Source organism: Limosilactobacillus oris DSM 4864 (assembly GCF_001434465.1).
Lineage (GTDB): Bacteria > Bacillota > Bacilli > Lactobacillales > Lactobacillaceae > Limosilactobacillus > Limosilactobacillus oris.
This window is the reverse complement of sequence record NZ_AZGE01000001.1, coordinates 278024-290001: the sequence shown is the minus strand read 5'-3', so window position 1 is coordinate 290001 and position 11978 is coordinate 278024. Positions and strand designations below refer to the sequence as shown.

Annotated in this window: 10 protein-coding genes; 7 read left to right on the top strand and 3 right to left on the bottom strand. The window is 51.3% G+C overall.

Features of this window, described 5'->3' with window-relative positions; genetic code table 11:
• Positions 1–55 precede the first annotated feature (55 nt).
• Positions 56–1156 carry a M24 family metallopeptidase gene (locus tag FC49_RS01440; protein WP_056983874.1) on the bottom strand — a complete coding sequence of 367 codons (1101 nt, stop codon included), beginning with the start codon at positions 1154–1156 and terminating at the stop codon, positions 56–58.
• A 123-nt stretch (positions 1157–1279) separates the two neighbouring features.
• Positions 1280–2239, bottom strand: a complete 960-nt coding sequence (locus FC49_RS01435; RefSeq protein ID WP_056983873.1) for an L-lactate dehydrogenase — start codon at positions 2237–2239, stop codon at positions 1280–1282.
• Between the two features lie 268 nt (positions 2240–2507).
• Here FC49_RS01435 and FC49_RS01430 point away from each other — a divergent pair, with 268 nt between their 5' ends.
• From FC49_RS01430 to dtd, 5 genes are all read left to right on the top strand, one after another.
• Positions 2508–2789 (top strand): hypothetical protein, encoded by a 282-nt coding sequence (locus FC49_RS01430; RefSeq protein ID WP_034537465.1) that lies wholly within the window; start codon positions 2508–2510, stop codon positions 2787–2789.
• Positions 2790–2857: 68 nt separating this feature from the next.
• Positions 2858–3820: a 50S ribosomal protein L11 methyltransferase gene (gene prmA, locus FC49_RS01425; protein WP_003715161.1), complete on the top strand. Its 963-nt coding sequence runs from the start codon at positions 2858–2860 to the stop codon at positions 3818–3820.
• A complete protein-coding gene (locus FC49_RS01420) occupies positions 3820–4575 on the top strand; it encodes a 16S rRNA (uracil(1498)-N(3))-methyltransferase (RefSeq protein WP_056983871.1) in 756 nt (251 codons plus the stop codon). Before prmA ends, FC49_RS01420 begins: the two co-directional genes overlap by 1 nt.
• A 404-nt stretch (positions 4576–4979) precedes the next feature.
• Positions 4980–7217, top strand: coding sequence for a RelA/SpoT family protein (locus FC49_RS01410; RefSeq protein ID WP_056983870.1), 2238 nt, complete (start codon positions 4980–4982; stop codon positions 7215–7217).
• 11 nt (positions 7218–7228) lie between these two features.
• Entirely contained in the window at positions 7229–7666 is a 438-nt protein-coding gene (gene dtd / locus FC49_RS01405) for a D-aminoacyl-tRNA deacylase (RefSeq protein ID WP_003715210.1), read from the top strand.
• A 170-nt stretch (positions 7667–7836) separates the two neighbouring features.
• On the opposite strand, the gene FC49_RS01400 is transcribed toward dtd, so the two are convergent.
• Positions 7837–8679, bottom strand: coding sequence for a fructosamine kinase family protein (locus tag FC49_RS01400; RefSeq protein ID WP_056983868.1), 843 nt, complete (start codon positions 8677–8679; stop codon positions 7837–7839).
• Between the two features lie 354 nt (positions 8680–9033).
• On the opposite strand from FC49_RS01400, the gene aspS reads away from it, so the two are divergent.
• Both aspS and rihA read left to right on the top strand, forming a co-directional pair.
• Positions 9034–10821, top strand: coding sequence for an aspartate--tRNA ligase (aspS, locus tag FC49_RS01395; RefSeq protein WP_003715229.1), 1788 nt, complete (start codon positions 9034–9036; stop codon positions 10819–10821).
• A gap of 204 nt (positions 10822–11025) precedes the next feature.
• Complete coding sequence (gene rihA, locus FC49_RS01390; protein WP_056983866.1) at positions 11026–11967, top strand: pyrimidine-specific ribonucleoside hydrolase RihA; 942 nt, start codon at positions 11026–11028, stop codon at positions 11965–11967.
• The last annotated feature ends 11 nt before the right edge of the window (positions 11968–11978 follow it).

The window sequence follows — 11978 nt, the reverse complement described above, 5'->3', positions numbered from 1 at the left end:
TTTTGTCTAACAATTATGAGGCACTTCATTTAACGGCTCCTGGGTCTTTGGCGGTTTAAAGGTGGAAAGTTTTTAGCTCCTTGCTAATGTGGGTGAATGGTTCGCAGCCATCCTCGGTAATATGAACGCAGTCTTCAATTCGGACACCGGCAACCCCTGGAATATAGATTCCTGGTTCAATGGAGAAGCACATTCCGGGTTGGAGAACTAGCGAGTTGCCTTCCATGATTGAAGGGAATTCGTGGTCGCTCATACCGAGCCCATGGCCTAAGCGGTGGATAAAGTAGTCACCGTAGCCGGCCTTGCTGATGATCTTTCGAGCAATTGAATCCAGTTCTTCGGCAGTTATCCCTGGTTTAGCTGCCTCCTGTGCGGCCAACTGTGCTTCCAGGCAGACCTGATAAATATCCTTTTGCTTCTCATTGAGCTCCCCGATGGCGACTGTCCGGGAAACATCACTGCAGTAGCCATCAACGACACAGCCAAGGTCGAACAGGACCAGTTCATTGTTTTCAATTTGATTTTGCGAAGTAGCGCCGTGTGGTTCTGCAGCATGGGCGCCGGCCTGAACAAGGGTGTCAAAGCTAGTGTGCATAATGCCATGCTGCTTCAATGCGTATTCCAAGTTGGCAGCGACTTCCTGTTCGCTGCGGCCCAGCTGGAGGTTCTTGAACCCTTCCTCCAGCATAAAATCAGCCCACTTACCGGCCTCGTTCAGCTTAGCAATTTCATCGGCTGATTTGATCAACCTCATTTTCTCGATGGTTGGGGTTAGGTTGGTCGAAAACTTTGCTGCTGGCAGGACTTGCTGGAGGCCGAGGAGCCGTTCAACGGTTAAGTGGCTTTCTTCGATTCCCCAGTTGATTGGTGTGCCGGCGTGCTTTTTTACGTGGTCGGCAATTAATTCGTAGGGATTTTCGTGGTCGAGGTAGCCGTAGACCGGTTGCGTCCAACCGGCACCTTTGGCCGCCTCGACTTCCAGTGCTGGAGTGAAGAGGAATGGTTCCGCATCGGCAAAGACAACCAGTGCCATGACCCGCTCGATTGGGTCCTCATAAAAGCCCGTTAAGTAACCAATTGTCATTGGGTCACTAATGTAAGCAGCATCAAGCTGCTGATCAACAAGGCTTGCTTGTAATTGTTCAATTTTTGACATTAAATAGCCTCCTTAAAAAACATTGTTACTTCCTATAGTTATCTTAGCTTACTTGGAAAACGGAAACAATAAAAAAGAGGCTAGGGGGTTAACCCTAACCTCATCGTTGCTTAACGGCGGGAATTAGTTATTGCCTTCCAGCTTAGCTAAACCGTTTTTAGCAACTTCGGCTAATGCTGCTGCAGAGTCAGTCATAGCCTTCTTTTCACGGTCATTCAGTGGCACTTCAATAACGCGTTCAATCCCAGAAGCGTTGACTACGGCAGGAGTACCGATGTAAATGTCCTTTAAACCATATTCACCATTCAGTGGTGCACCAACTGGCAGAACAGAATTTTCATCCCGCAGGATTGCCCGTGAAATCCGCATCAAGGCAGTAGCAACACCGTAGAAGGTTGCGCCCTTCCGGTTGATGATTTCGTAAGCCTTGTTCCGGACGTCATCTTCAATCTTCAGCAGGTCATCTTCAGAAACACCTTGTTCCTTAGCCATGTCCAGTAATGGCTTGCCACCGATAGTCGCACTGGAGAAGGCAGCAAATTCGGAGTCACCGTGTTCTGCCATGATGTTAGCTGAAACATCACGTGGGTCAACATGGAACTTCTTAGCAAGGGCAACCCGCAGACGAGCGGAGTCCAGAGAAGTACCGGAACCAACAACCTTGTTCTTCGGGAAGCCAGAGAACTTTTGAACGGCGTAAGTTAAGATGTCAACTGGGTTAGCAGCAACCAGGAAGACACCGTCAAAACCAGACTTAACAATTGGTTCAACTACGGACTTGATAATCTTCAAGTTCTTGTCAACTAATTGCAGACGAGTTTCGCCAGGCTTTTGTGGAGCACCGGCAGTAATAACAACCAGGTCGGCATCCTTGCAAGTGTCGTAGTCAGCGGAGTAAATACTCTTTGGGGCAGTAAAGGCAGTGGCATCTTCTAAGTCCAAAGCGTCCCCTTCAGTCCGCTTCTTAATGATGTCCACAATTGCGAATTCTTCCGCGATTCCTTGTTGTGCCATTGCAAAGGCGTAGCTTGAACCAACGGCCCCGTCACCAACGAGGACAACTTTTTGATGATTCTTTGACATAAATATACAGTCTCCCTTTCATCTTGTCTCTTGTAAAATTTCGAGATTAGATCTCGTAAATATTATAGCATTCCTAGGTATAAAATCTATAAATAGGTCAAAAAATCATTGCCAGTAATAATGCCAGTGATAATCTGTAGAGATTTGGCTATGGAAGAACTGCAACATGTGCTAAAATAGTAATATCTATTAAGGTAAGGCTAATTGTGGGCCTAATGAATTCTTTGGGGAGGAGGTGATTACCATTCTAAATCGAACGAAGCAGTTTATGCGTGATAACGACTTGATGTATAAACGTGAATACATTCGGCCGATGATGACCCCCCAGCACGTTTATGTTTTCCGCTTTGGCAAGCATCGGTTAAATAACCGGGTAATCATTCGTTACTCCCATACTTGGACTGGTCGGTTAAAGATTAATGAAATTGACGTGCGTCTTCACCACCAGCACCACCCGCGAATTTTTCTAACGGAGTCGGATTTAATCGACTACCTGAAGCATCACATGGAAAAGGAAAAGAAGAAGCGGGACAATGATGATGACGAATAGGACAGTAGGAAATCGTGACCAGTGCTTTTAGTGGTCACGATTTTTGTTAATTTTAAGGAGGAACAAGAATGGATTGGACAGCGGTAACGGTAATTACTTCAAGTGAGGCCGTTGAGGCGGTTAGCTACATCTTGACAAGTGAGGGGGCCCAGGGAGTGCAGATAGATGACGCCGCCGACTTTGCCCACCTCCAACCGGGAAAGTATGGTCGTTACGGCGAGATTATTGATCCAGAGGAGATTCCCCATCGGAAGCAAGGGGCCGCGGTCACGGGGTACTTCCCGGAAAAGACCTTTGTCCCTGAAATCGTCCCGACCATTACGAGCAAAGTAGCTAAACTCAAAGAGTATGGGCTAAACCCGGGGGCAAATAAGGTTACTGCGGCGATGGTCAATAACGAGGAATGGGCAACGGTCTGGCAAAAGTACTACCACCCGTTGCGGGTGACCAACGAATTGACCATTGTTCCGCAGTGGGAGGACTACACCCCTGAGCAGGAGAGTGAAAAGCTACTGTACCTCGATCCGGGAATGGCATTTGGAACGGGGACCCACCCGACGACCCGGCTGATGCTCCAGGCACTGGAACAGGTTATCAGGGGCGGTGAATCCTTGATTGATGTTGGAACCGGGTCTGGCGTTCTTAGCATTGCCGCCAAGCAGCTGGGCGCTGACCAGGTGGCCGCTTACGATGTCGATGACGTGGCGGTTGAGTCGGCAAAAAAGAACCTGGCCCTGAACCCGGTCGCCAGTGATGTGAAGATCGGCGTTAATAGCCTCCTGGATGGTATTCACACGCAGGTGGACATCATTGTTGCTAATATTTTGGCTGAAATCATCGTGCCACTGATTCCTCAGGCTTACGAAAATCTCAAGCCCGGCGGTCTCTTTCTGACTTCCGGAATCATTGATGATAAGGCCGCCCTGATTCGCAAGAAATTAAATGAGCAGGGCTTTATTATTGATAGTGAAACTAAAATGAAAGATTGGCATGGTATCATTGCCCACAAGCCGACGGAGGAGGAAGCATAATGCAACGTTATTTCCTTGCTGCTGAGCCGAGCAATGATGTCCTGACCCTTCCCCGGGATGTCGCTCACCACCTGACAACGGTTCTGCGTGCCCAACCGGGCGAACAGGTAGAACTGGTTCTCGCTGACCATCGGGCTTACTTAGCAGAAGTTGCGACAATTCAGCCAGCGACCACGGTTAAACTGGTCAAGCAGTTGCCAGGGAACAGTGAGCTGCCGGTGGAGGTGACCCTCCTCTGTGGCCTCCCTAAAACGAAGGAAAAGCCAGAGTGGATCGTGCAAAAGGCGACGGAGCTGGGTGCGACCACGATTGCCTTTTTTGAGTCTGAACGTTCAATCAGTCACTGGGCAGCTAACAAGCGGGAGCGTAAATTGGCCCGCCTGCAAAAAATTGCCGATGGGGCCGCTGAACAGTCCCACCGTAACTATCAACCACGAGTGGCCTACTATGAGAACTTAACGGCCGCGTTGGCAGCCAATCCTGCTCCAATACGGTTGGTAGCCTGGGAGGAGTCAGCCAAGCAGGGCGAAACCAGCGCCCTCGCTCAAGTACTGACCAAACTAACCGCCGGGGAGCAAGTCGTTGCTATTTTCGGCCCCGAGGGTGGTTTGACAACAGGTGAAGTGGAACGGATGCAGGCCGTCGGGGTAGTCCCGGTGGGGTTGGGTCCCCGAATTTTACGGACTGAGACGGCACCCCTGTATTTCCTCTCCGCGGTGTCATACGTTTGCGAATTGGCTGCCGCTAAAAAATAATTGGTGTTACAATTGAAAAAATATCTGGGGGCGTGAAGCATCCCAGACTGCAAGGTGTTGAGAAAATGAATTTGACAAAGAAGTTTAATATTTACTTGTGGGGAACGGCCATCTTATTCGGTATTTTATTGCCGTTAATCGCTGTTAAACTGCCGCTAACTAGGGCAATGTGGGTTGGCTTGTTCTTGATAGTCATTAACTGCTGTTACAGCGTTTGGTTGGGCGGCTACCTTTATCGGCACACAGGCCGCTGGTGGACACTGTTGGTTTTTCCGGGTTTGTTTTTAGTTGCGGCCTTCCTTTTTTTGCCACGGTATACCATGTACTTTGCGGCGGCCTATCTAGCAATCGTGTACCTTTCTTGTTCGCTTCGTAAACAGAATTAGTCGGAAGGGGGCTGTTTGATGTCAGAGATAAGAGAATTAACCCATGAAGATGTCCAAAAGATGGTATCTTCCTACATGAATGCCGAGCACGTTGCCCTGGTGGAAAAGGCCTATCGTTTTGCCGAGGTTTGTCACCACGACCAGCGGCGCAAGTCGGGTGAGCCGTACATTATTCATCCCATCCAGGTAGCGGGGATTTTAGCAAATCTTCAAATGGATCCAGAAACTGTCGCGGCTGGCTACCTGCATGATATTGTTGAGGATACGGGGGCGACCCTGGACGACATTAAGGAACTCTTTGGACCCACCATTGCGATGATTGTCGATGGCGATACCAAGTTAGGAAAGATCCAGTACAAGTCCAACAAGGAACAGATGGCGGCGACTCACCGGAAGCTCCTACTAGCAATGTCTAAGGATATTCGGGTGATGATTGTGAAGCTGGCGGATCGCCTGCACAATATGCGGACGCTGAAACACCTGCGTCCTGACAAGCAACGCCGGATCTCTAATGAAACGCTGGAAATTTATGCTCCCATTGCCGACAGGCTAGGAATTAGCACGATTAAGTGGGAATTGGAGGACTTGTCCCTCCGCTACCTTAATCCACAGCAATACTACCGAATCGTCCACCTAATGAACTCCCGGCGGGATCAGCGGGTTGACTCAATCAACCGGTCAATCAAGTTAATCAAGAAGGCCATCAGCGACCTTGACCTCGGTCCGAACGTGGAGATCTATGGGCGGCCGAAGCATATTTACTCGATTTATCGCAAGATGGTGACCCAGCACAAGCAGTTCAGTCAGATTTATGACCTGCTGGCGATCCGGATTGTGGTGGACACAATCAAGGATTGCTATGCGGCCCTCGGTGCTATCCACACCAACTGGAAACCAATGCCGGGACGGTTTAAGGACTACATTGCCATGCCAAAGGCAAATGGCTACCAGTCCCTCCACACCACCATCATTGGTCCCGAGGGGCGGCCACTGGAAGTCCAGATTCGGACCCACCACATGCACCAGGTGGCCGAGTTTGGGGTGGCCGCTCACTGGGCCTACAAGGAAGGAAAGACCGACGGCGTCCAACAGACTCGCGATAGTCAAAAACTGAACGTGGTTAAGGAAATCCTGGAGATGCGGAGTGAAAGTCAGGGCACTGACGAGTTCATGCAGGGTATCCAGAGCGACATCTTCACCGACAAGGTCTACGCCTTTACGCCTAAGGGTGACGTGATTGAAATGCCGAAGGGCGCGGGCCCGCTCGACATGGCCTACCAGATTCACACGGAAGTTGGTAACCATACCACCGGTGCCAAGGTTAATGGCCGGATTGTTCCCCTCGACTATGAAATCAAGAACGGGGACATTGTCGATATTTTGACCTCTTCTTCCTCGGCTGGCCCGAGTCGCGACTGGCTCGAACTGGTTTCGACGCGGCGGGCCCGCAACAAGATCCGGTCTTTCTTTAGGGCTCACGACCGGGAAGAAAACATTGAGCAGGGACGGCACATGATTGAAAATGAGCTGCGGGAGGCCGGTTACTCTCCAGCAGAATTAATGGCCGATGACAAGTGTGCGGCGGTGGCTGAACAGCTGCACTACCACTCTGCTGATGATATGTTTGCGGCGCTCGGTTTCGGTGACTTGCCGCCGGTCGGTGTCCGCAACCGCTTCACGGCTGATATCCGGGCCAAGGCGGAAAGCGACCGGCAGGAGGCTGCCGAGAAGGCCCTGCTAGAAGACCACCAGACCCTGCAGAAACCGGATGAGCGGGAAAAGCAGAAGCAAGCCAAGGCTTCCAGCGAGGGTATTGTCGTTGAAGGGGTCGGTAACCTGCTGGTTCGGCTCAGTCATTGCTGCAACCCGGTTCCCGGTGATGCCATTACCGGCTACATCACTAAGGGCCGTGGAGTTTCCGTCCACCGGGCAGACTGTCCAAACATTCGGGCGGCCCAAAAGAGTGGTCAGCGAATCGTCAGTGTTTACTGGGCTAACCCAGACGGCGATAAGACCAACTACAATGCGGATATTGAGGTCCAGGGCTATAACCGCAACGGGATGTTGAATGATGTTCTGCGGTCGATTAACAACAGTACTAAGTACCTGAACTCGGTTAACGGGAAGGTTGACCATAACAAGATGGTCACCATCAGTTTGACGATTGGTGTGCGGAACCTGCAGCAACTGCAATTAATCATGGATGCCCTGAAGAACATCCGCGACGTTTACGTGGTTAAGCGGGTAATTCAGTAGGAGGTGCCCTAATGCGAGTAGTATTACAGAAGGTCAGTCATGCCCAGGTTTCGATTGCCGGTGAGGTCGTCGGCAAGATCGGCAAGGGTTATATGTTACTGGTCGGTTTTGCGCCTAACGATGGGGATGCGGAACTTGACTACCTGGTTCACAAGATTGTTAACCTCCGGGTCTTTGAGGATGAAAACGGCAAGATGAACCGGGGCCTCAAGGATGTCGACGGGGAAATTCTTTCCGTTTCGCAGTTTACCCTCTATGCGGATACGCGCCACGGTAACCGCCCCGGCTTTACCGACGCGGCTAAGCCCGAAATTGCGGCGCCACTCTATGACCGCTTTAATGCGAAACTAGCGGCTACTGGCGTGCATGTAGAGACCGGCCATTTTGGTGCTGACATGCAGGTCGACCTGGAAAACGACGGCCCAGTTACCATTATTTATGAAAAGTAAGTGCGAAAAAGGGAGTGGGACAGAACTAGCTTGTCTAGTTCGTCGCCCCACCCCCGCAAGCACAAACAGGCCTCCAGTGTTCGGCTTTGCCCGAGCACTGGAGGCCGTTTGTGTACTGCGCTGTTAATGTTTATCTAAGTAATAGGGTTTATATCGCAGTTCCTTTTAAGTCAGTATTGGCTCAAAATCCGGTCAACCGCGGGTCCGTAGCTTTCACCGAAGAGAACTAGGTGCATGCAGAGGTAGTAGAACCGGTACCAGGGCAGGCGGTCATTGATACCCGGGGTGAACGGGTAGGCCGCGTTGTAAGCGTGGTAGAAGTCCTCGTCAAAGCCACCAAAGACAGTAGTCATCGCCAGGTCGAATTCCCGGTCGCCGTAAACCGCGTCCGGATCGATCAGGTAGGGCTCGTGGTCGCCGGCAAACATGAAGTTGCCGGCCCAGAGGTCCCCGTGGAGGAGGCGGGCCTTTATATCCCGGCCATGGTAGTATTGTTGGAACTGCTTAACCATCTGCTGGAAGTGGTCTTCCCGCCAGCGATTCCAGCGGCCGCGATCCGCGGCGACCTTAACTTCTGGCAGGAGCCGCTGGTTAACGTAGAAATCGGTCCAAGAATTATTCCAGGAGTTGTCCTTCACCAGGGCCTTGGTCTGGTGGTTATCGATAAAGCCAAACTGGTCGTTGGTCTGCTGGTGCAGCCGTGCCACCGCGCGGCCCAGGTCGGCCTGGCTGCCGGTGCTTTCGTCGAGCCAGTTTAAGACCAGGTAGGCATCCCCGTTGATGACCCCGTTGTGGAGTGGGGTCGGGGTATTGACGGCCTGGCCCAGCGCCTTGAGTCCGTTGATTTCGTGACGGAAGTAGTCGGCTGGGTGGTTAGGCTGGACCTTGATGAAATACCTCTTCCCATCGGCAGTAATCTGATAGGCTTCGTTGATGTCGCCGCCGCTGACCGGCTGGTAACTATTAATGTTTTTGATTGGCAACTGGCTAAACCACTGGTGATTTCTACTCATTTGATCCCGCTCCCTTGCGTAAAGTTTACTTTAATTCTAGGATAGTCGGTGGAAAATGCAAGGTGGCAATCAAGTATTGACTTTCCGGCGGCTGGCGAGTACAGTTAGGACTGTAATTAAATATTCGTAGCCGTAAATAAAAGAATGCTCGGTACCGGTAGGAGGTCAGCGAGCGGGGATAGTGGGAGCCCGCCAGACGAAGGTCCGATTGACCCTTTTAGGCTGGACAGTTGTCCCGTCAGGAAACTGATGTTATCGTTGAGTTTGATACCAAGGTGGTACCGTGCATGAGCACCCTTGTTTTGTTCAGGGGTGCTTTTTTATTTGGTTATGAGCAGAAGGAGAAGTGGAAGCATGAAGCGGACAAATTACGCTGGAGACACTAATGAACAGCAAGTCGGCCAAGAAGTCGTCTTAAAGGGCTGGGTAGCGAAGCGCCGGAACCTCGGGGGCTTGATCTTTATCGACCTCTGGGACCGGGAAGGCATCGTTCAACTGGTCTTTAACGAAAAGGAAAATCCAGAAGTATTTAAGGTGGCGAACGCCGTGCGGAACCAATACGTGCTGGAAGTGCACGGGAAGGTTCAATTGCGGGCCGAAAAGGAAATTAACCCGGACATGAAGACCGGGAAGGTTGAAGTTGCCGTTGATGATATCAAGGTGCTGGCTAAGTCTGAGACGACGCCGTTTGACATCACTGATAACGTCGATGCTAGTGAAGACCTGCGGATGAAATACCGCTACCTGGACTTGCGGCGGCCAGAGATGATGAAGAACCTCAAGCTGCGGAGTAAGGTGGCCTCGATTGTCCACAACTATTACGACGGTGAAGGCTTCCTGGACGTTGAGACACCAGACCTGACCCGGTCAACGCCGGAAGGGGCGCGGGATTACATCGTGCCTTCCCGGGTATACCCAGGCCACTTCTACGCTCTGCCACAGTCACCACAACTGTTTAAGCAGTTGCTGATGGCGGCCGGCGTAGACAAGTACTATCAGCTGGCTCGCTGTTTCCGGGACGAAGACCTGCGGGGGGACCGGCAACCAGAATTTACGCAGATTGATACCGAAATGAGCTTTGCCACGCCAGAAGACATCCAGACGGTCACCGAGGGCCTGATCAAGCGGGTCATGAAGGAAGTTAAGGGGATCGACGTCAAGACGCCGTTCCCGCGGATGGAATGGCAGGAAGCCATGGATAAGTACGGTTCTGATAAGCCAGATACCCGCTTTGGCATGCTGATTCACGACCTGTCCGCCATCGTCAAGGACAGTGACTTTAAGGTCTTCTCCGGAACGGTCGCAAACGGCGGCTTCGTGCGGGCCATCTGTGTACCGGGTGGCGCTGACAAGTACTCCCGGAAGGATATTTCCAAGAAGGAAGACTACATCAAGCGTTATGGTGCCAAGGGACTGGCCTGGGTTAAGGTTACCGCAGACGGTTACAATGGTCCGGTTGCTAAGTTCTTAAACGACAAGGCTGACCAGATTAACGCCGAGATGGGTGCCAAGGACGGCGACCTGATCCTCTTCGTTGCCGCTAGCTTCCACGTCGTTGCGGATTCACTGGGTTACCTCCGGCGGGCAATTGCTGAGGAACTCGACATGATTAAGCCAGGACAATGGAATTATCTCTGGGTTGTTAACTGGCCAATGTTTGAATACGACGAAGGTTTTGGTAAGTGGATTGCGGCCCACCACCCATTCACGATGCTGAATGAAGAAGACCTGCACTACTTGGAAGACGGCGAAGACCCTCACAAGGCCCACGCCCAGAGTTACGACATCATCCTGAACGGTCAGGAAATCGGTGGCGGTTCCATCCGTATCCACGATCCAAAGGTTCAGGAAAAGGTCCTGAAGGCATTGGGCTACACCAAGGAACGGGCCGAGGCGCGGTTCGGCTTCCTGCTGAAGGCGTTGACGATGGGGATGCCGCCTGAGGGTGGACTGGCCTTTGGGCTGGACCGCTGGGTAATGCTGCTGGCGGAAGCCGACAACATCCGGGACGTCATCCCATTCCCGAAGAACTCCAAGGCCGTCGAACCACTGACCGCCGCTCCCGGCAAGGTCAGCCAGCAACAGCTTGACGATCTGAAGATTGAATTCGGCGAAGATGTTGATTCTAAGCTGGATGATTAAACAAGACTGATATATGAAAGAAGGCCATCACTCGCTTGCGGGTGATGGCCTTTTTATATGGACTGGTTGGGATTTACGTTTCTCTCTCTTTAACTTTTCTTTATTGCTATGCCAAAGATGTGGCTGATTCTGAAAGCGCTATTATGATATTATTAATATATAAGTTTATTACCGTTGTACATAAAGAAAGGACAGCGATTACGAATGAGTAAAAAGATTATTCTGGATTGTGACCCGGGACATGATGATGCCTTGGCACTAACAATGGCGGTCGCATCCCCGAAGATTGACTTACTGGCGGTGACGACCTCGGCGGGGAACCAGACGCCAGACAAGACGCTCAATAATGCCATGCGGATGCTCACTTTGCTGCATCGGGAGGACATTCCCGTTGCACAGGGAAACCAAACGCCACTGGTAAAGCCATTGGAAACTGCTCCCGAAGTTCACGGAAAAACCGGATTGGATGGTGCCAACCTGCCTGACCCAGACTTTCAAGTTCAAACAATACCCGCCATTGACCTGATTGCAAAGGTTCTGCGGGAAAGTAACGAAAAAGTAACCCTAGTCGTGACTGGTCCAATGACGAATGCCGCTTTATTCTTCCGGGTTTACCCGGACCTCGCTAGGGAAAAGATTGACCAAATCGTCTTCATGGGTGGGGCCATGGGTCTCGGCAACTGGCGGCCGTCGGTGGAATTCAACATCTTCGTTGACCCCGAGGCCGCGAAAATCGTGATGAACTTTGGCATTCCACTGGTGATGGCGCCATTAAACGTAACCCACCAAGCACAGATTATGAAAGAAGAGATTGAGCAGATTGGTGAAATTGCCAACCCGGTCGGGAAAGCCTTTTATGGCTTGCTTAACTTCTTTGAACAGTACCATGAAAACCCAAAGTGGGGCTTTAAGGGCGCACCACTGCATGATCCATGTACGATTGCCTGGCTGATTGACCCAACCATGTTTAAGTCCGATAAGATGAACGTCGATGTTGAAACACAGGGCGAGCTGACCCGGGGTGAAACGGTTTGCGATTACTACACGCTGACCGATAAGCCGAAGAATACGGAAGTTCTCCTTGGCGTTGACCGTGAGAAGTTCATTGACCTAATCATGGCCTCGATTAAGAGTTTTTCCAAATAAGTAGACGGACC

Bases quoted from the DNA above. Each gene is read 5' to 3' on its own strand.
- FC49_RS01420 (WP_056983871.1), top strand. From the start codon at position 3,820: ATGCAACGTTATTTCCTTGCTGCTGAGCCGAGCAATGATGTCCTGACC.
- dtd (WP_003715210.1), top strand. From the start codon at position 7,229: ATGCGAGTAGTATTACAGAAGGTCAGTCATGCCCAGGTTTCGATTGCC.
- FC49_RS01410 (WP_056983870.1), top strand. From the start codon at position 4,980: ATGTCAGAGATAAGAGAATTAACCCATGAAGATGTCCAAAAGATGGTA.
- FC49_RS01435 (WP_056983873.1), bottom strand. From the start codon at position 2,239: ATGTCAAAGAATCATCAAAAAGTTGTCCTCGTTGGTGACGGGGCCGTT.
- FC49_RS01430 (WP_034537465.1), top strand. From the start codon at position 2,508: ATGCGTGATAACGACTTGATGTATAAACGTGAATACATTCGGCCGATG.
- aspS (WP_003715229.1), top strand. From the start codon at position 9,034: ATGAAGCGGACAAATTACGCTGGAGACACTAATGAACAGCAAGTCGGC.
- prmA (WP_003715161.1), top strand. From the start codon at position 2,858: ATGGATTGGACAGCGGTAACGGTAATTACTTCAAGTGAGGCCGTTGAG.
- FC49_RS01440 (WP_056983874.1), bottom strand. From the start codon at position 1,156: ATGTCAAAAATTGAACAATTACAAGCAAGCCTTGTTGATCAGCAGCTT.
- rihA (WP_056983866.1), top strand. From the start codon at position 11,026: ATGAGTAAAAAGATTATTCTGGATTGTGACCCGGGACATGATGATGCC.
- FC49_RS01400 (WP_056983868.1), bottom strand. From the start codon at position 8,679: ATGAGTAGAAATCACCAGTGGTTTAGCCAGTTGCCAATCAAAAACATT.